15 protein-coding genes and 1 pseudogene are annotated in these 18213 nt (G+C 64.6%); 4 read left to right on the plus strand and 12 right to left on the minus strand.

The genetic code is table 11. The features are described 5' to 3' along the window. Nucleotides 1-114 precede the first annotated feature (114 nt). From KBZ04_RS04225 to KBZ04_RS04235, 3 genes are all read right to left on the minus strand, one after another. Nucleotides 115-1404 (minus strand): hypothetical protein, encoded by a 1290-nt coding sequence (locus KBZ04_RS04225; protein WP_254990666.1) that lies wholly within the window; start codon nucleotides 1402-1404, stop codon nucleotides 115-117. Nucleotides 1405-1471: 67 nt separating this feature from the next. Continuing rightward, a complete protein-coding gene (locus KBZ04_RS04230; protein WP_254990667.1) occupies nucleotides 1472-4279 on the minus strand; it encodes a glycosyltransferase in 2808 nt (935 codons plus the stop codon). A gap of 565 nt (nucleotides 4280-4844) precedes the next feature. Then, a complete protein-coding gene (locus tag KBZ04_RS04235; RefSeq protein ID WP_254990668.1) occupies nucleotides 4845-6080 on the minus strand; it encodes a hypothetical protein in 1236 nt (411 codons plus the stop codon). A 63-nt stretch (nucleotides 6081-6143) separates the two neighbouring features. Here KBZ04_RS04235 and KBZ04_RS04240 point away from each other — a divergent pair, with 63 nt between their 5' ends. Beyond that, on the plus strand, nucleotides 6144-7346 hold the full coding sequence (locus tag KBZ04_RS04240) for a hypothetical protein (protein ID WP_254990669.1): 1203 nt from the start codon (nucleotides 6144-6146) through the stop codon (nucleotides 7344-7346). An 11-nt stretch (nucleotides 7347-7357) separates the two neighbouring features. Here KBZ04_RS04240 and KBZ04_RS04245 read toward each other — a convergent pair whose 3' ends face one another. Next, nucleotides 7358-7618: a hypothetical protein gene (locus tag KBZ04_RS04245; RefSeq protein ID WP_254990670.1), complete on the minus strand. Its 261-nt coding sequence runs from the start codon at nucleotides 7616-7618 to the stop codon at nucleotides 7358-7360. Nucleotides 7619-7695: 77 nt separating this feature from the next. Between KBZ04_RS04245 and KBZ04_RS04250 the strand changes: the two genes are divergently transcribed. After that, complete coding sequence (locus KBZ04_RS04250) at nucleotides 7696-8568, plus strand: class I SAM-dependent methyltransferase (protein ID WP_254990671.1); 873 nt, start codon at nucleotides 7696-7698, stop codon at nucleotides 8566-8568. Here the strand turns inward: KBZ04_RS04250 and KBZ04_RS04255 are convergent. The 7 genes from KBZ04_RS04255 to polA are packed head-to-tail and all read right to left on the minus strand — an operon-like array spanning nucleotide 8528 to nucleotide 17036. Beyond that, a complete protein-coding gene (locus tag KBZ04_RS04255; protein WP_254990672.1) occupies nucleotides 8528-9778 on the minus strand; it encodes a hypothetical protein in 1251 nt (416 codons plus the stop codon). The two genes, KBZ04_RS04250 and KBZ04_RS04255, sit on opposite strands and share 41 nt — an antisense overlap. Before the next feature lie 4 nt (nucleotides 9779-9782). Next, nucleotides 9783-10118 carry a nucleotidyltransferase domain-containing protein gene (locus KBZ04_RS04260; RefSeq protein ID WP_254990673.1) on the minus strand — a complete coding sequence of 112 codons (336 nt, stop codon included), beginning with the start codon at nucleotides 10116-10118 and terminating at the stop codon, nucleotides 9783-9785. Continuing rightward, nucleotides 10115-10531, minus strand: coding sequence for a nucleotidyltransferase substrate binding protein (locus KBZ04_RS04265; protein ID WP_254990674.1), 417 nt, complete (start codon nucleotides 10529-10531; stop codon nucleotides 10115-10117). The genes KBZ04_RS04260 and KBZ04_RS04265 overlap by 4 nt, the downstream gene beginning before the upstream one ends. Next, nucleotides 10531-11991, minus strand: coding sequence for a cysteine--tRNA ligase (cysS, locus tag KBZ04_RS04270; protein ID WP_254990675.1), 1461 nt, complete (start codon nucleotides 11989-11991; stop codon nucleotides 10531-10533). Before cysS ends, KBZ04_RS04265 begins: the two co-directional genes overlap by 1 nt. Next, nucleotides 11988-13133, minus strand: a complete 1146-nt coding sequence (gene rfbB / locus KBZ04_RS04275) for a dTDP-glucose 4,6-dehydratase (RefSeq protein ID WP_254990680.1) — start codon at nucleotides 13131-13133, stop codon at nucleotides 11988-11990. The genes cysS and rfbB overlap by 4 nt, the downstream gene beginning before the upstream one ends. A 32-nt stretch (nucleotides 13134-13165) precedes the next feature. Continuing rightward, nucleotides 13166-14065 (minus strand): dTDP-4-dehydrorhamnose reductase, encoded by a 900-nt coding sequence (gene rfbD / locus KBZ04_RS04280; RefSeq protein ID WP_254990676.1) that lies wholly within the window; start codon nucleotides 14063-14065, stop codon nucleotides 13166-13168. Between the two features lie 43 nt (nucleotides 14066-14108). Next, a complete protein-coding gene (polA, locus tag KBZ04_RS04285) occupies nucleotides 14109-17036 on the minus strand; it encodes a DNA polymerase I (protein ID WP_254990677.1) in 2928 nt (975 codons plus the stop codon). 62 nt (nucleotides 17037-17098) lie between these two features. Here polA and KBZ04_RS04290 point away from each other — a divergent pair, with 62 nt between their 5' ends. Next, nucleotides 17099-17674, plus strand: a complete 576-nt coding sequence (locus KBZ04_RS04290; RefSeq protein ID WP_254990678.1) for a DUF1643 domain-containing protein — start codon at nucleotides 17099-17101, stop codon at nucleotides 17672-17674. After that, the gene (locus KBZ04_RS04295) at nucleotides 17632-17874 is read left to right on the plus strand and encodes a hypothetical protein (RefSeq protein WP_254990679.1); all 243 of its coding nucleotides are present in this window, start codon (nucleotides 17632-17634) and stop codon (nucleotides 17872-17874) included. Before KBZ04_RS04290 ends, KBZ04_RS04295 begins: the two co-directional genes overlap by 43 nt. A 3-nt stretch (nucleotides 17875-17877) precedes the next feature. Here the strand turns inward: KBZ04_RS04295 and KBZ04_RS04300 are convergent. Further along, nucleotides 17878-18213: pseudogene (locus KBZ04_RS04300) on the minus strand (glutamate--tRNA ligase); the annotation flags it as partial.

Below are 18213 nucleotides of genomic sequence, written 5' to 3' on the forward strand. Positions count from 1 at the left end.
ATCCAAGACTAAATGAGAGTGCAGAACATTGTTATGGTGATATTTCAATATCCTAAACTGCCATGCAGAATTGAGGCTATTGGGTCAATACTATAGACTTATCCTAGGCTCTTATCAGTCAGGAAAAATAGTAATAGCTATCTTGGAGGCAATACGGAAATTCCTTGGTGTGTCGCAAGTGCTGGCTATGTCAAGAGTCGGTCGAAAGCCAACAGCGATTAGAATGCATTCTGATGTTGGGATGATGGGATCTTCAAGAACACAATCAGCAACAAGCTCATCACCATTCTCATTTTCAAGAAATGTGCCAACTATCTTGTCGGAGCATATCAAGAACGATTGATAGTTTGATTGGCGCCAAAGATCTCGATTCTCACTAATGCTTTGGCTTAGGGATAGGAGAGCGACGCGTATCCTGCATATTGCAGTTCTCTTAGAAAGCCGAAATGGTAAAAGAATAACAGCACCTGAAAGTGCTGATCCACTTGGCCGGCTGTGTCCAATACCTAGGCTTCTCAAGAAGGGTGATCGCCCAAAAAAAGTACCCTCTTGAATCGATCTAGGCTCATCAAGATTAAGCTCCAATGAGCATGGGGAGCTCTTGACGCTAAGATCAAAAGTTCCTAAAGATGGGATCAGATCATTCTTGGCAGCTGTTGCAAGGCTTTGGCATGTCGACAATCCAGCTGAAGAGTGTGGAGAATAATATCTTGAAAGGGTGGGAAGGTGATCAAGAATTGCGCTGCCTTGAATTTCGGCTATTGATAGAACAAAAGGGTTTGATAAAAGAGAAGAGGCTTGCTGAATGATTGACGACTGAAAAGTCTTTCCCGAATGTGAATGAATATTTGACTTTGAAAGTGCATAGTCTAGTTGGTGTTCTTCTAGTAATAGGTTGACGTTACTCATAAATGATCTCAAGGCACCCGCCTTGCCTGTTTGCGACAGAAGAGATTCGTAGTGAATAGGGGGGCAAATAAGATGGCTTGCATATAGAACTGACCATTTTAGATACATGCGAATATAATAGAGCGCCATCTCGTTGATGAATGCGAGGCTAGATCCGATACTAAAATCAGCCCCCTGTGTAAGTTCCCATAGGAGATGAGATACCAAATAGTCTGATGGGTCTCGAAGCTGAAAGATTGTTTTATATCTTTTTGTTGGAAAGTCCGACAGCTTGAAATCGTGCGTCTTGTGAACGAACAGAATCCTTTCATTTGCTGGAAGGCTCTCCTCCATTTCTGAAGTGGGAGCTCTAAGGCAAGGAATTTGCTTACAGCAATCTGGAGCTGTGTAATACTCACAAGTGGAAATTCTTCCCTCCGGTATTGCATCCCAGAGCAGCTTTAAAAGCAGGTGATTGCCTGATCTTGGCAGAGAGGCTTGGAGGATGGTTGGCATAGCGGGTCTGGTTTTGAAGTTGGCTTCTGTCTGATTTCCTTGAGTCAAGAGCCAACAGAATCGAGAGTTAGCGCGGCTTGTCTTGTCCTTGCGGGTGTGATAAGCCTCTCAAGGTAGCCCCATAGCAGACTAGGCAGAGATTATCCCGGCCATCATCAAGTATAATTGACTTTGAGAATCTCAGTGATGCAAGGAGTTTGGAGGATGTGCCCAGAGAGCTTCTGTCGTCCTTGCAGAAACTAAACAGAATGTCGTTGTTGCCAATGCTGGGAACTAATGCTCGATATTCTCCGGCTCCGCAGATCTTGAGAAGACATTCAGTTTGCCGCATTTCATCTGGTATCCAATGGCAGCGAAAAGATATGGAGAGTAGGGATAGCCGTGTGGGATTTGGCAGTACAAAAGTTGCATGAGATGTGAGCCAAGTGACTGACTTCCCATCGTTCGACTCCAAGTACAGGCCTGGACCTAGCTTCCATAAATCGACTGAAACCTCAACTCCTTCTGTTTGTAAGGATGGAATACCATTGGGATCATTACCTGGTTCATCGGCTTGAGTGCTTGCTGCCAGCGTCAACTCCTCAATTTCGAGTAAGCCATACTTAATATCAAAGACCTTTGTTGGCCCATGATAACGAAGGCGTTTCCAAAGGCCGGAAACATAGATGTGATGATTAAAGTCTGCGAGGAAGCTCATTCCCGAGAAGCCAGCTTGAGACTGGCCCTTTTGAACTGATTTGATTAAGGCACGATCATGATGTTTAACCAATGAAATCGCTTGCTCAACCGCTGAAGAGATCGCAGCTACATCTACGCCCTCATAGCCCAGTGAGTATCTGCAGCATTTAACTACGTCAGCGTAGCCTGAGAGAATCGGACCAACCGTTATGAGACCTGCGTGGGCAGCTTCCACGAACGTTTGCCCAAGCGTTTCCTCTCGTGATGTTCCAAGGAAGATATCACCACTTTCAAGCAGCTCATGATACTGCTGTTGGCTAGTGAGGTATCCATGTAATAGAATCCGATTAGAGAATTCCGCCAGGCTGTCTAGGATTAGATCTGAGCTCCTGCCATAAACATCCAACTGAACTTCCGGGTGCTCCGCCATGAGGCGATGCAAGGCTAGTGCGGCCAGGTCAGTTCCCTTACGAAAATCCGCATGGTCCGTACAGCCAAGTACGATTCGGATTTTTTTAGAGGTCAACGAATTTCTCACCGGCTGCAATCTTTCTTCTGGGAACCTCAGTTCAAAATCACCTTCTGGCACAATCGGAAGGGATACAAGCCCCACTGCATTAGACTTGACGGACCACGCTTTTATTGCATCAGTATAAATGTCTTGCGTATAAGAGGAATTGGCTAGAACAAAAAAGTTTGGATTTTGAAGTAGATGCTTCTTGCGCTGATGGTGGACGCGGATATCCAAAGGGTCTAAGCGTGGATACTCTTGAGGCGTTGGACAGACATTGCTGCAGCGAGTAAAAAGGTAATGACATCCATGCGTATAAGCGCATCTTCCCGTTAGCCACCAAAAGTCATGTGCAATAGCGATCGTGGGAAAATCTCGAGTGCAAACTTCAGCGATTTCTAGACCGCGCTTGAGATTGTGGAGATTACCCAGTAGAATCAGATCGGGCTGAAGGATTTCGAGTGCTTCAATGAAGCTATCAACCGGCTGCTCAATAGTTTCGCTTTGCCATTTTTGAAATCCGCTTAGCTGTATCACGTCATGGCCAGCGGCTTGAAGCACTTGACAAACTCTTTTGTGGGCTACGCCGGCGCCGCCGTGAAAACCAAAATCACTGATGGATACGATAGAGAGTTTTTGACGATAGTCTTTGGCAGTGCAGAAATCTCCCTTTACTGCTTTGCCTAAATGACTCTCTCGGAGGGTTTGGCTATGGCTTAGCAGTTCTGGGAGATAGGCCTCTACCGTATTCGTCTTCTGACTGCTGTGCTCCCGATACAAGCAGAAGCTCTTGCCAGAAGTTTGCACTCGTGCTGTGAACTCTGATGCCATGGCCATGCGAGCCCATAGATCATAGTCCATGCTGAAGTACAGATCTTCGTCTACAAATCCACCTGCTGCTTCCCATAGCCGGCGGCTGAAAAATACCTCCGGTTGATGAAAATACATTCCCTTTAGCCAGGTCTCCTTGATGTCAGTGATGTCTTCTATTCGCAGGCCGAATGGGAGCGTGGCCATATGTCGATTATTTAGCTTCCCGCTATCGTTGTTGAACGGAGTGCACGTTCCTGCCAATAAATCGAACTTGTTTTCTAAGTACTGAAGGCCTACAAAGAGCAATGTGTTGGGTTCAAGCATATCGTCGCTATTCAGCCAATAGAGCACTTCGCCGGTTGTTAGGCGCATGCCCTTGTTTATTGCGTTGCTTTGGCCCTTGTCGGGCTCTGAGATTACTGTTGTGATCTTATCTCTGTACTTGTCGATGATTTCAAGAGTGTTGTCTGGTGATCCGCCATCAATGATGATGTACTCCAAATTGGGATAGCTTTGATTTAGTATTGAGAGGATCGTCGCTTCGATGAACTGACCCTGTTTGTAGGTAGGAGTAACGATGGAAATCTTTGGCCATTGAATCGTGCCTAGTTCCCGTGCCTCGATATGAATATTCTTGTTTTGCCCGTGGCTTGCCTGTTGAGTTATGGCGTTAGCTTCCTTTGCTCTTCGTCCTGTCAGTTCAAGTAAGCGTTGGATTCGCGCCTTTTGCCTAGAGGTAAGTCTGCTGTTCTCATTGGACAGAAGATCCTCGAGTGCCCCAAATGCCAAGTTGGTGTCTTGATGACCATTCTCTGAGCTCTTGACTGCCTGTTGCATCAGTCGCGACAGCATCGGCTGGTTATCCCGGCTCATACATTCACCTCGAGCTTTGGGCTTTCCATAGTGGAGCCATTCAGTGCAACTCTGCTTGTAATCATGCTCACCCACCTTGTGGTGTGTGACAGGAAGAGATCCATATTCGTGTGATCTTTCAATGTGGACTAGTGCTGTTGAATGGAGTTCGAGCTAGTCGCCATGTGGCGATCTTGTGCGTGGGATCACACTGCGTTGAATTGATGTGTTCTTGCATGGGCTCCAGTTTGGCGTCTCGACTGAGGGCTTAGCTCTTAGTGCTTAGAATTTCTGATCGGGAGTGCGCATGTATATATTCCGTGCCTTTCGTCTGTTTGGGTTTATTTTGAGGTGCATTCTGGTCGTGCGAAGTCAATCCTTTCGGCTTTGTGCCCAGATGATCCATACGATGGAAACTGACACTCCGTTTATAAAAACCGAGTCCGCGCGGCTTATCGCCATTACTAAGTCGCGGCGCGGATGGGTGCCTGATGTGGCGTCCGGGCTCGTCTGTCAAAAGGGAGGTTTTGGACATGAGCTCCGAGAAGGCTGCTTCGCTCAGCATGCCGATGTCCAACCGGATCGTCTACCTGCAGACAAACAGATGATCCCCGGTTTCCAGAAGCAGCTGGACCACATGGCCCGCGAAACCTTCCCCCAGCAGGCATCGTCCGTAGGGGGTGCCCCAGTCGCCGCCGTGGCCCTGCGCCATCATTGCCGCCAGGCCCTCCAGCCAGCGGCCTTCGCTGCCGCTGTGCCAACCCAGGCCCAGATCCCTGGCCTCCCGCTCCAGCCAGCCCCCCGCCCGGCCCAGCACCGCCGCCGGTTGGCCGCTTGCCAGCCGTGCGGCCCCGTAGCACCACAGCAGGCCCGAGCTGCGCTGCCGGTACAGCACCGGGTCGTAGGCCAGCAGGGCCCCATTACAGCCGGCCAACAGCGCCTGCATCCGCTCCGGCTCCACCCGCCCGTTCAGCCATTGGAACCCGCTGATCCGCTCCCGCGCTCGCTCCAGGTTGGTGCGTTCCGCTTCCGGTAGCGGGTCCTGGCTGTGCAGGTGGAACAGCCATTCCGCATTCGCCAGCGCCGCTGGAAGTGCCCCCCCATCCAGCAGGGCGTTCACCACCTCCAGCGCGTCCCGGCGGCCCTTGCCGGCTTTGAGGTCGCCCCAGTGCAGCAGGATCCGTGGCCGGCCTCCTTTGGTGGGCGGCTCCTGCACCGGCCGGCCAGCCCCTACCACGGCCGGATGCAGGCCGGCGCAGGTCAATCCTGCCGCCGCGAGCAGGGGCTCGTACAGCTCGAGGCTCTGCTGGCTCGGCAGCACCAGCCGCAGCTGATGGCCGCCCTGCTCCACGGCCCGTGCCAAGGCAGCAAGGGCCACCCGGCAGTTGCTGCTGGCGGCCGCTTCTCCCCCGGGCCCCTCCAGGGTTTCCCCAGGCGCGAACATCAGGCTCACCACCACGGCGGCCGCTGGGCAGTGGCATAACGCCCGGGCCAGCCCCAGCAGTTGGAACGGCAGCGCCGTGTGCATCACCCACCCCGCCACAGGCTCCTGGCCCTCCAGCGCCGCGCGCAGTTGCTCCTCCAGCCGCCTGGCCAGGTGCAGCGTGCCGCCCAGATCGGCCCAGTGGCGCGGATCCACATAGCCGCAATCACGGAACACCCCCCGGCAACCGGCAGCAGCCACCGCCGCATCGGCCCAGCACTCCGCCTCCCAGCCCTGGGCTGCCAGCGCTGCCAGCAGTTGGGCGTTCACATCGCCGTGGTGCCCCACGTCGCTGGCGTAGGCCGGATCCACGATCACCACCCGGCCGGTTCGCTCCATCAACTCCGCTGCGATGCCAGCGGCTGCCAACCGCCGCACAATGGTGCCAGTGTTCCCCAGGCTGTGAAACGAAACGGCTGGCCCACGGCATCGGAACTGCTCCAGGAGCTGGCCGGCGCCCCCTCTGACGACCGCTCCGATCGGCTCGATCAGCTGCGCTGGCTGGGCCGCTATGGCCTGGTGCAGGAACTGGAGGCGGTGGTGGGGCGGCTGCGAACCTCCCCCCACTGGGATGCGCCGCTGGCGCTGGAGGTGAGCCGGGCCTGGTTGCTGGCCGGCCAGGTCCATCAGGCCGATCTGGCCTTCCTGGAGGCCGATGATCTCGATCCCTCCCTGGCTCTGGTGCCGAATGTGTGGGGCCTCTGGCCGGCCCCCGCCGGCGAGCAACCAGCCGAAATCAGCAAGCTGGCATCCCTCATCCGCCGCTGGCGCTCGCTGGAGCCCGTCGCCCTCGCCAACGCCTGGCGCCAGCAGGCCCAGGCTGACTGGACCCTGGCCCTCACCATCCCCGGGCTGGAGGAACTGGTCCTGTTGCTGCGCCACGGGCCAGCCCTGGATCCGCCGATCGAGCCCTTCCTGGCCGAGCTGGTGGGGGAGGAGATGATCGCGGTCAATCCGGCCCAGGCCTACCAGTTCTGGGCCCTGCTCACCGACATCCGCCCGGACTGGCCCCACGCGCGCCTCAAGGCGGCCGATCTCGCCCTGGCCAGTGGTGATCAGCAGCGTTGCGCCAGCTGGATCGCCACCGCCTCCCCCGACACCCAGCGCAGCCCCTGGTACGGGGACATCGCCGCCCGCGCGGCCCTCGAAGCCGGCGCCATCAGCACCGCCCTCGACCACTGGGGCCAGGCCCTGGCGGACGCGCCCCCCGAGCTGGCCGAGGTGTTCCGCCAGCGGCGCCGCGAGGCCCGGCGGGGCCCTGGGCTGCTCCAGGCCCGCGCCCTGCTGGATCGCGGTGAAGTGGAGGCGGCCCTGGCGGTGCTGCAGCGGCTCGTCGCCGACGATCCCCAGTGGCAGCCCCTGCGCGCCCTGTTGCAGCAGGCCGAAACCACCGCGGCCCCAGCCGGCGCCCCAGCGGAGGCGGGCCAGTCCCCCCTGCGCTTTGGCCAGTTCCTGGAGCAAGCCGCCGCCCGCATCGGCCTCAGCTTGCCCCCGGCCGATCCCGATGGGCCCGCCGCCGCGGATCTGGAGGCGGCCCGCCAGCGGCTGGAGGCCTTCTCCCGCGCCCTCAGCGACGCCGAAGCTCGCTTCGCGCTGGCGGCCTGAGGGCCCCGAGCTCAGCCCCCGGCCGCTTCGATCCGCTCGAGCAGGGCGGCGATCAGCACCTCTGCGCGCCGTTCCTCCTGCTGGTGCTGCTCCAGGAGCTGCAGTTGTTCCTGGTGCGCCAGGAAGTAAAACTCCAGTTCCTCCTGTACCTGCTGCAGCTGCAGCAGATTCAGTTCGGCTTCATCCCGGGCTTCTTCCAGCTGGCCCCGCAGGCTGGCGATCTCGGCTTGAAGCGCCTGCGGATCGGCTGTGATGGCAGGGGTTTGGCTCATCGGCGTGAGCTTAGGTGGCCTTTTCGGCCGCGTCGAGCGGCTCCCCCTAGCCTGCCTGGGTGCTCTGCCCCGGCGCCGTGCTCCAGGCCCCCCCGACCCTCGATCAGCGCACCTATCGCCACCAGGCCGCCTTCCAGGACGACTTCGCGGCGCAATGGAGTGATCTCGAACGCCAGGTGCGCACCACCCTGCGCTTGATGGCCCTCAACGGCATCCGCGATCCCCTCAACGATGCCCCCATCGCCGCCGACGAGCTCCAGGTGGTGGGCCCCAACTTCCGCGAGAGCCTGCAGCACGAGGGCCTGGTGTCGCGCCAGCGGGCCGTGCTGCTGCTGCTGCGTCAGTTGATCGAAGCCGGCCAGCTGCCGCCGCTGGAATCGCTGCGGCTCTACTGCCCGGAAGCCATCACCCTGTTCGCCCAGCGCCTGCGAGATCTGGTGGCCCACTACCAGGGCAGCGAATACCTGCCCGATCCCCAGGATCCCCGCCGCCAGCAGGTGCACCACGAAGATCTCTGCGCCCTCAGCTTCCCCGACGCCAGCTTCGATGCGGTGATCTGCAACGAGATCCTCGAGCACGTGTACGACCTGTCGGCCGCCCTGCGCTCAATGCGGCGGGTGCTCGTGCCCGGTGGCTCCCTTTTCGGCACGGTGCCCTTCGCCTACGGCCAGGCCGATTCCACCGTGAAGGCCCTGCACCTCGGCGAAAACCAGTTGCCCGAACTCCTGGCCGAAGCGGAGTACCACGGCGATCCGGTGCAACCGAAACAGGGCTCCCTCGTCTACCGCATTCCCGGCTGGGAGTTCCTTGATCAGTTGCGCGAGGCCGGCTTCGAGGATCCCCGCATCGAAGCGATCCATTCCCCCACCTACGGCATCCTCGGCGCCGAAATCCCCTGGATCCTGGTGTTCATGGCCCAGCGTCCGCTGGATCCAGCACCTGCAGGCTGAACGGCGGCGCCAGCGACGCCCCTGCCCAGGAGGCCGTCGCTTCGTCTCCGCTCCACACCAGCAGCTCCACCAGGTTCCCAATCCGCGTGTCGCCGCTTACAGCTTCCTCAGCCCCTAGCTGCACCTCGTGGGGCTTCAAAGCTTCCGCCGTCCAGCGCTGCTCCACGGCCGGCTGGCCCAGGTCCAGCGGCGGCCCGTCCACCAGCAGCGGCAGCACCCGCAGCCGCGCTTCGCCGGCGATCGCCAGCGACACCCGCAGCGCCGATCCCGCCGCCATCAGTGCATACAGCGGCACCCCCGGCACCAGCCGGCCATTCAGGCGCCGCTGCGGCAGCGAATGGTTGAACGGCGCGCAGGCCTCTTCCGCCAGGTGCCGGATCGCTTCCGGCACCTCTGGCGCCTCGGCCTTCCGGAACAACTGCTCATTCGGGAAGCCGATCGCATCGGCCATCGCCCGCCCGTACACCTCCGCCTGGGCCTCATGGCTGAACTGCCCCTTGGCGAAGAAGTCCCGCGCTGCCTGGAAGCTGCCCTGCAGCCCCGCTCCGCCGTGCAGGTGGAAGTAGAGGCAGTTGTAGAAGCCGAACTTGATGCTGGCCCCGTAGGCGCTGCGCACGGTGGTGAGGTGGGCGCCGCCGCAGAGGGCCTCCGGCAGGAAATCGTTTGAGGCCACTTCCGCCTGCTCCACCCCCACCAGCCACAGGTAATCCAGGTGGTGTTCGGCCGTGATCGCGTCGCGCTTGAAGGCGAACGGTTTACGCGCCACCAACGGGCTGCCCGCCTTGCCGCACGCCAGGTTCAGGTAGGTGAAATTCACGCAATCAAAGCTGGCCACCACCGCCGCGCTGGCCCAGAAATGCTCCACCGCGTCCCGATCCAGCAGCAGCAGCTCATCGGCATCCACCGACAGCACCACATCCCCGCTCGCCAGCCCGTAGCCATGGATCCGCTTCTCCCGTTCGCCTGTGAACACCCCGTGGTGGTAGTGGATCGGCACCCCCAGGCGCCGGCTCAGCAGCGCGAACAGGCCGGCCGCCCGCGGGCTGGGCTGCTCCAGGTCCCGCCCCACCAGTGGCTCCAGCAGCTCCCGGGTGAACGCAAACGGCCCGTCGTTCACGACGATCTCGTCCACCCAGGCGAGCCGCTCCACCACCCGCACGATGAAATCGAAGTCTTCGAAGAACTGGATCACCACCGAGACGCTGGCCATCGGTTCAGCTCCGCCTCCAGATGCAACAGCCGACACGCTGCAGGTGGGCCTCCAGATCCTGGGAAATCTCTCCGCGCAAGGCCACATCCACCTGCCAGGGCAGCAGCAGCTCATCGATCGCCACCATCAGCCGTAGCCGGTCGCGGTGGCTGAGCTCGCGCCCCTCCAGGCAGAGGTCGATGTCGGATCCTTCGCGGTGACGTCCCATCGCCCGAGAACCGAACAGCCACACCGCCTCCAGGTGGTCCTGGGTATCGAACACCTGCTGCAGCCGCTGCTGGACCCGTTCAGGGATGCCGGGGATCGATCCCAACGGCGTGATGGAGGGCTGGGCGCTCATGGTGTCGGCTCCTGCGGCAGCGCTTCCAGGCGCGCCCGCAACTGCCGGTAGCAGCCCAGATAGCTCTGGCCGATGTGGCCGGCGATCGCGTCGGCGGTGGAGCGGTTGTAGGTGTGGCTGGTGAGATTGCGGTCCTGAATCATCAGCATCCAGGCCTCGCCATCCTGGATCAGGCCCAGACGGAACGCTTCCTTCAACGTATCCCGTGAACCGAGCAGTTGCTCGTTTCCCCGGCTGAGCAGGAGATCACGCAACGTGTTCCAGGCCAGTTCGAAGGTGTATTCGAACGCCTTGATCAATCCCTGCTGCTCCCGGGCGTTCAGTTCAGGGGGCTGGAAGAACGTCTCCAGCTGCTCCAGCGCCCGGCAGTAATTCGAGAATCTCTGCTGCCAGCGGATGTCAAGGTCGCCCATCAGCCCCGCACCCAGTCGGTCACACCGCCCGGCCGGTCGATCAGCTCGATGCCCTCGGCGGCCAGTTCGCTGCGGATCCGGTCGGCGGTGGCGAAATCGCGGGCGGCCTTGGCGGACTTGCGCGCTTCGATCCGTTCCTGGATCGCCGCCCCATCGGCCGCCCCAGCCGCGGGCTCGGTGGCCGTCTCCGCCGCCAGCCCCAGCACGCCGGCCAGCTCGCCCATCAGCCGCCAGCGGGGTTCTAGCGCCGCCGCCTCGTCTGCAGCGTCGGCTTCGGTGTCGCCCCGCTCCAGCCGGTTGGCCAGGGCCCGCAGCGGCCGGGCCAGCTCGAACAGCACCGCCACGGCCGCCGAGGTGTTGAGGTCGTCGTCCATGGCGGCGGCAAAGCGTCCACGGGCCTCGATCAGCGCCTCGGAGTCGTCGGCGGCTGGCTCGGCACCCCAGCCCAGGGCCGCCCCGTGGCGCTCACCCAGGCCCAGGGCGGCATCCAGCCCCTTCCAGCCGGTGGCGGCAGCCGTCAGGGCCTCGCCGGTGAAATCCAGCGGCTTGCGGTAGTGGGCCTGCAGCACGAACAGCCGCAGCGTCATCGGGCTGACACCGCTCTCCAGCAGCGCCCGGATCGTGGTGAAGTTGCCCAGCGACTTGGACATCTTCTCGCCGCCCACATTCACCATGCCGTTGTGCAGCCAGTAGCGCGCCAGGGGCTCGCCGCTGGCCGCCTCCGACTGGGCGATCTCGTTTTCGTGGTGCGGAAAGATCAGATCGGCCCCGCCCAGGTGGATGTCGATCGTGGTGCCTAGTTCCTCGCGCACCATCGCCGAACACTCGATATGCCAGCCCGGCCGCCCCGGCCCCCAGGGCGAGGGGAAGCTGGGTTCCCCCGGCTTGGCCCCCTTCCACAGGGCGAAATCAAACGGATGGCGCTTGCGCGCCTCCTCCGCCTCGTTGGTGCGGCCGCTGGCCCCCTCCTGCTGCTCCTCCAGCGTGCGGCCGCTGAGCTTGCCGTAGTCCGCCTGGCGCATCACGGCGAAGTACACATCACCATCGGCCGAGTAGGCCGCCCCCTTGGCCTCCAGTTCACCGATCAGCTGGCGGATCGCGTCCAGGCTGCGGGTGGCCCGGGGCATCCGGTCGGCGGGAAGGATGTGCAGGGCGGCCATGTCGGCCTGGAAGGCGGCGATGTTGCGCTCGCTCACCACCGCCATCGAACTGCCCTCCTCCTCGGCCCGCTTGAGGATCTTGTCGTCGATGTCGGTGAAGTTCTGCACGAAGGTGACGGCGTAGCCGCTCCAAAGCAGATACCGCCGCAGCACGTCCCAGACGATGTAGCTGCGGGCGTGGCCCAGGTGGCACAGGTCGTAGACCGTGACGCCGCAGCAGTAGATCGACACCTCCCCGGGCACCAGCGGCGCGAACGGCTCGCAGCGGCGGCTGAGGGTGTTGGTGAGCCGCAGGGTCAACGCCCCGCCCCCGCCCTCACCTGGCCCAGGCGGCCGCCGCCGTAGCCGGCCCGGCCGCGCACGTTGGTGCACCAGTCGCCGTGCTCCAGGTACCACTGCACCGTTTCCCGCAGGCCCTGGTGGAAGTCGTGGCGGGGGTGCCAGCCCAGTTCGGTGCTGATCCGCGCCGGGTCGATGGCGTAGCGCCGGTCGTGGCCCGGCCGGTCGGCCACCGGCGTGATCAGGCCGGCGTGGGGGGAGCCGGCGGGCCGCAGCTCGTCCATCAGGGCGCAGATGGCCTGCACCACCTCCTTGTTGGTGCGCTCACCATGGCCACCGACGCAGTAGCTGCGCCCCACCTCGCCGCTGGTGGCCGCCAGCAGCAGGGCCTCCACGTGGTCCTTCACGTACAGCCAGTCGCGCACGTTGGCGCCGTCGCCGTACAGCGGGATCGGCTCACCGGCGGCGGCCTTGAGGATCACCACCGGGATCAGCTTCTCGGGGAACTGCCAGGGGCCGTAGTTGTTGCTGCAGTTGGTCAGCACCACCGGCAGCCCGTAGGTGTGGTGCCAGGCCTGCACCAGGTGGTCGCTGCCCGCCTTGCTGGCCGAGTAGGGGCTGCGCGGGTCGTAGGGGGTGGTTTCCGAGAACCGCCCCGTGGCCCCCAGCGAGCCGAACACCTCGTCGGTGCTGATGTGGTGGAAGCGGAACGACTCCCGCCGCTCCGCCTTCAGCCCCTCCCAGTGGGCCCGCACCGCCTGCAGCAGGTTGTAGGTGCCCATCACGTTGCTCACCAGGAAGGCGCCCGGATCGTCGATCGAGCGGTCAACATGGCTTTCCGCCGCCAGGTGCAGCACCAGATCCGGATCCGCCTGCCGCACCGCCGCCGCCACCGCCTCCCCGTCGGCCAGATCCACCTGCAGCAGCCGGTGCCGTGGCCCATCGGCCCGCTCGGCCGCCTCACCCAACGCCGCCAGGGTGTTGTACACCCCCAGCAGGTCGCTGGCGTAGCCCATCTTGTCGAGGTTGAACACCGTCGCCGTGCTGTCCCGCAGCAGCCGCCGCACCAGCGACCCGCCGATGAAGCCCGCCCCCCCCGTCACCAGGATGCGGCGACGGCCGGCGAGCAGCAGCGGCAGGTCGAGGGAGGGGTAGGGATCCATCGGGGTGGGGCGAAACGACAAAGGGGGGGTGCTCAGGCCGGGGGCAGGGGGATCTGCGCCAGCACCTCGGCCAGGGCGGCCTGCCAGTGCTGGCCCTCCAGCTCCAGCGCGTGCCTGGTGGTGCTGGTTTCCAGCAGCGAGTAGGCGGGGCGCCGGGCCGGGGTGGGGTAGTCGGCGGTGGTGATCGGACGCACCCGGGCCGGGGCGTCGATCAGCCCCCGCGCCGCCGCCTGGGCGCCGATCGCCACGGCGAAGTCGTACCAGCTGGCGGCGCCGCAGTCGCTCCAGTGGTGGCGCCCGCTCGCGCCCCGCTCGATCACCCGCCAGCAGGCGGCCGCCAGCCCGGCCGTGGCCGTGGGGCAGCCCACCTGGTCGGCCACCACCCCCAGGCTCTCGCCGGCGGCGGCCTTGGCCCGGTGCAGCCGCAGCATCGTCAGGCAGAAGTTGGCCCCCACCGGCCCGTACACCCAGCTGGTGCGCAGCAGGCACAGGCGCTCGGCCGGCAGGGCCGCCGCCGCCCGCCGTTCGCCTTCCGCCTTGGTGGCGCCGTACACCCCCAGGGGCGCCAGGGCCTGGTCCGGCGCGTAGGGATGGCCCTGCTCCCCGTCGAACACGAAATCGGTGCTCACCTGCAGCAGCCGCCCGCCACCGCTGGCCAGGGCTTCGGCGAAGGCCCCGGGGGCACCGGCGTTCACCGCCTCGGCCAGGGCCGGTTCCGCCTCGGCCCGGTCCACCGCCGTGTAGGCGCCGGCATTGAGCACCCAGTCGGGCCGGTGCTGGTCCACCGCCGAGCGGCAGGCGGCCCCATCGGCCAGGTCCAGCTCGCCCCGGCCCGTGGCGATCAGCTCCACGCCGGCCGGAACCGAGGCCACCAGGGCCTGGCCCAGCTGGCCGTGGCGGCCGGTCAGCAGCACCCGCACCGGTTGGGGCATCGATGGCGGAGGCAAAGCTTGCGCGCAGCCTACCTTCGTGTGGCTATTTCGCCTCCATCCAGTTCGGCCCCACGCCCGTGTCCACCGCCAGCGGCACCGTCAGCTGCACCGCCTGCTCCATGGTGCGCCGGGTGAGCTCCCGCACCTCCTCCAGCGCTTCCGGTGCCGCCTCCAGCACCAGTTCGTCGTGCACCTGCAGCAGCAGCCGGGCCGGCAGGCCGGCCTCGCTGAGCGCCCGTTGCAGGCTCACCATCGCCAGCTTGATGATGTCGGCGCTGGAGCCCTGGATCGGGGCATTGGCGGCCGCCCGCAGCTGCTGGGCCTCCATGCCGCCGCGGCGGGCCACCTCCAGGTCGATCTCCAGCGGGTCCTTGCCCCGCAGCCGCCCCAGGCCGCCGGGATCGAAGTGGAACGGCCGCCGCCGCCCCAGGATCGTTTCCACGTAGCCGCGGCTCAGGGCCAGCCGCTCCTGCAGCTCCAGGTACAGGAACACCCGCGGGTAGCGCTGCTTGTACAGGCTCAGGAACTCCTTGGCCCGGGCCTGGCCCATGCCGGTTTCCCGCGCCAGCCGCTGGGCCCCCATGCCGTAGATCACCCCGAAGTTGATCGTCTTGCCCAGCCGCCGCTCCTCCGGCGTCACCGTGTCGGTCTCGAGCAGCAGCCGGGCCGTCAGGGCGTGGACGTCGTCGCCTTCGTTGTAGGCCTGCACCAGCACCGGTTCGCCCGAGAGGTGGGTGAGGATGCGCAGCTCGATCTGGGAGTAGTCGGCGCTGATCATCCGCCAGCCCTCCTGGGGCAGGAAGGCCTTGCGGATGCGGCGGCTGAACTCGGTGCGGATGGGGATGTTCTGCAGGTTGGGGTTGCTGCTCGACAGTCGCCCGGTGGCGGTCACCGCCTGGTTGAAATCCGTGTGCACCCGCCCGGTTTCTGCTTCCACCAGCGCCGGCAGGGCCTCCACGTAGGTGCTCAGCAGCTTGCTGAGCGTGCGGTGCTCCAGCACCAGCTTCACCACCGCATGGTCGTCTTCCAGCTTCTCCAGCACCGCCGCGTCGGTGCTCCAGCCGGTCTTGGTGCGCCGCGACTTCTTGCGGTCGAGGCCCAGGGTGTCGAACAGCAGCTCACCGAGCTGTTTGGGGGAGGCCAGGTTGAAGTCCACCCCCGCCGCTGCCTGGGCCTCCCGCTCCAGCCGCACCAGGGTGCCGCTGAGTTCCTCGGCCAGCTCCCTGAGGTAGGGCACGTCGATGCGGATGCCGGTGGCCTCCATCTGGGCCAGCACCGGCTCCAGGGGCAGCTCCACCTGCTCCAGCAGCAGGGGCAGCTGGGGCCCCATCGCCGCCAGCTGGTCCGCCAGCATCGCCCCCAGGCGCCGGGTGAGGTGCACGTCCATGCCGCAGTAGAGGGCCGCCGCCTCCACCGGCACGTCGGCGAAGCTCTGCCCCTTGGCCACCAGATCGCCGTAGGCGGTGGGATGCAGCCCGAAGTTGCGTTCCGCCATGGCCTCCAGGCCATGCTTGTCGTTGGCATCCCGCAGGTAGTCCGCCAGCAGGGTGTCCATCACCACACCGGCCAGGGGCAGCCCATGGCGCAGCAGGATCAGGCGGTCGTACTTGGCGTTCTGGAGCGCCTTGGGGTGCGCGGCGCTGGCCAGCCAGGGCCCCAGGGCCAGCAGCACCGCATCCAGGGGCAGCTGCACCGGCGCGGGCGGCGCCGTGCTGAGCAGATCGGCGGCCGGCGGGCTGTGGTGGCCGATCGGCACGTAGGCCAGATCCGCCAGCCCCTCCCCCCAGCAGACGCCGATCCCCACCAGTTCCGCCTTGAAGGGATTGAGCGAGGTGGTCTCGGTGTCGAGGGCCACCGGCGCCGCCGGATCGGTGCAGGCCATCAGCCGCTCGATCAGGGCGGCCAGGGCCTCCGGGGTGGTGACCAGCTGCGGCCGCAGGGCGGGCAGGCCGTCCGTGGCCGCGGGGCTCTCGAGGCTCTCGGGGTTCTCGGGGGCCTCCGGCGCCGCCGGCTCGCTGGCGGGGGCTGGGGCGGCGGGCTCGGGCGGTTCCGCCGAGAACAGGCGGGCGAAGCCCTCCGTCTGCTTCACCAGGCTGAACAGCTCCAGCTCGGCCAGACGCGCCCCCAGCCCCTCGCTGTCCACCCGGCCCAGGGCCAGGCGCGGCTCCTCGGGCAACGGGATCTGCACCAGGATCTCCGCCAGCATGCGGGAGCGGAAGGCGTTCTCCCGATCCGTTTCCAGCTTGGTCTTCAGCGCCCCCTTCTGCGCGTCGAGGGCGGCGTAGATGCCGTCCAGGTCGCCGTGGGCCTTGAGCAGGGTGAGGGCCGTCTTGGGCCCCACCCCCTTCACCCCGGGGATGTTGTCGGAGCTGTCGCCGGTGAGGGCCTTGAGGTCCACAACCCCCTCCGGCGGCACCCCCAGCTTCTCGATCACCTGGGCGCGGCGGATCTGGGTCGGGCCGCTGTTCTTGGCGTAGGGGCCGCCACCCATGTACAGCACGCTGATGTCACGTTCGTCGTCCACCAGCTGGAACAGGTCGCGGTCGCCGGAGAGGATCCGCACCCGCCAGCCCTCGCCCGCCGCCCGGTTGGCCAGGGTGCCGAGCACGTCGTCGGCCTCGTAGCCCGGCGCCATCGACAGGGGCAGGTCGAGGCAGTCCTTGAGGATGGCCTGCAGGTTGGCCAGGTCGGCGAAGAAGTGCTCCGGCGCCTCCTCCCGGTGGGCCTTGTAGGCGGCATCCGCCTCATGGCGGAAGGTGGGTTCGGCCGTGTCGAAGGCGATCACCACCCCCTGGGGGGCCAGTCCCTTGCAGTTGTCGAGCAGGGCCTTGAGGAAGCCGTAGGTGACGCTGGTGGGCACCCCGTCCTTCGTGGCCAGGCCCCCCTCACCGCCCTTGGCGAAGGCATAGAAGCTGCGGAAGGCCAGGGAGTGGCCGTCCACCAGCAGCAACAGGGGCTTGTCCCGCTCCATGGCCGTCCCTGGGATCCGCCCGCCGATCGCCACAGCCTGCCATCCGGCGGCCCGACAGCGCCGTGAAAGCCACTGGCCGGGCCGCCTTCAGCCGCTGCCGTCAGTACCGCTGGTGGCTGGAGCGGGTCTGGGAGCCGCAGGGCAGCCGGCTGCTGTTCATCGGCCTCAACCCCTCCCGCGCCGACCACCGCCACGACGACCCCACCCTGCGGCGGCTGATGGCCTTCGCCGCCGGCTGGGGTTACGGCGGCCTGGAGGTGCTCAACCTGTTCGCCCGCATCAGCCCCAGCCCGGCGGCCCTGGCCCAGGCCGCCGATCCGGTGGGCGCCGCCAACGCGGCCTGGTTGCGGCGGCGCCTGCGGGCCGCTGATCGGTGCGCCAGCCCCGGGCTGATCTGGCTGGGCTGGGGCAACGGCGGCCGCCGTTCCGGCCAGGACGACCGGGTGCTGAAGCTGCTGGCCCCCCACCAGCCGCGGCTGGCCTGCCTCGGCCTCACCACAGCGGGCGCCCCGCTCCATCCCCTCTACCAACCGGCGGCGAGCCTGTTGCGGCCGTATGGGCCATCCTGTGGGCGTTCAGCCGCAGCCGCTGCTCCATGGCCCGCACCCCCCGTCGCTACGCCATCCACCTGTTCCTGATCGGCGGTCACCACCAGGAGGTGCACTTCAACACCCTCGAAGACTTCCAGGCCTGGTACGGCGGCGTGCTGAACGCGGCGACCCTCGATGCCTTCATCAACGTGCCGATCAGCGACCTGACCAGCGAATTCCTCGTGCTGCGGGCCGGCAGCGTCCAGGCCATCCGGGTGGAGCCGATCTACGGCGCCCTCGACGACTGAGGCTCAGAGGGCGGCGGCGATCCGCTCCCGGTCGCTGCCCAGCCGGTGCAGCAGCAGCCAGGTGGTGAGCAGGTCGGGCCCCTTGAGGCTGCCCAGCAGGGCGGCCCGCAGGCCCTTCATCAGCACCCCTTTCTTGACGCCGGCGGCCGTGGCGGCCTCCGCCAGCAGCCCCTGGGCGGTTTCGGCGTCGAGCGGGCCCTCCGGCAGCCGCTCCAGCAGGGCCGTCAGGGCGGCGCGGCTGCCGGGGTCGGCCCGCAGGGCCAGGGCCGCCTCATCCGGCTCCGGCGTGGCGAAGAAGGGGGCGGCCTGGTCGACCCCGTCCACCAGCAGGCTGAGCGA

Origin of the sequence: Cyanobium sp. N5-Cardenillas (assembly GCF_024345515.1) — a bacterium.
Classification (GTDB): domain Bacteria; phylum Cyanobacteriota; class Cyanobacteriia; order PCC-6307; family Cyanobiaceae; genus Cyanobium.

Coding starts and splice junctions, on each gene's coding strand:
- KBZ04_RS04235 (WP_254990668.1), bottom strand. CDS start 6,080: ATGGAGCGAACCGGCCGGGTGGTGATCGTGGATCCGGCCTACGCCAGC.
- KBZ04_RS04225 (WP_254990666.1), bottom strand. CDS start 1,404: ATGCCAACCATCCTCCAAGCCTCTCTGCCAAGATCAGGCAATCACCTG.
- KBZ04_RS04265 (WP_254990674.1), bottom strand. CDS start 10,531: ATGGGCGACCTTGACATCCGCTGGCAGCAGAGATTCTCGAATTACTGC.
- rfbD (WP_254990676.1), bottom strand. CDS start 14,065: ATGCCCCAACCGGTGCGGGTGCTGCTGACCGGCCGCCACGGCCAGCTG.
- polA (WP_254990677.1), bottom strand. CDS start 17,036: ATGGAGCGGGACAAGCCCCTGTTGCTGCTGGTGGACGGCCACTCCCTG.
- KBZ04_RS04245 (WP_254990670.1), bottom strand. CDS start 7,618: ATGAGCCAAACCCCTGCCATCACAGCCGATCCGCAGGCGCTTCAAGCC.
- rfbB (WP_254990680.1), bottom strand. CDS start 13,133: ATGGATCCCTACCCCTCCCTCGACCTGCCGCTGCTGCTCGCCGGCCGT.
- KBZ04_RS04295 (WP_254990679.1), top strand. CDS start 17,632: ATGGCCCGCACCCCCCGTCGCTACGCCATCCACCTGTTCCTGATCGGC.
- KBZ04_RS04260 (WP_254990673.1), bottom strand. CDS start 10,118: ATGAGCGCCCAGCCCTCCATCACGCCGTTGGGATCGATCCCCGGCATC.
- KBZ04_RS04230 (WP_254990667.1), bottom strand. CDS start 4,279: ATGAGCCGGGATAACCAGCCGATGCTGTCGCGACTGATGCAACAGGCA.
- KBZ04_RS04255 (WP_254990672.1), bottom strand. CDS start 9,778: ATGGCCAGCGTCTCGGTGGTGATCCAGTTCTTCGAAGACTTCGATTTC.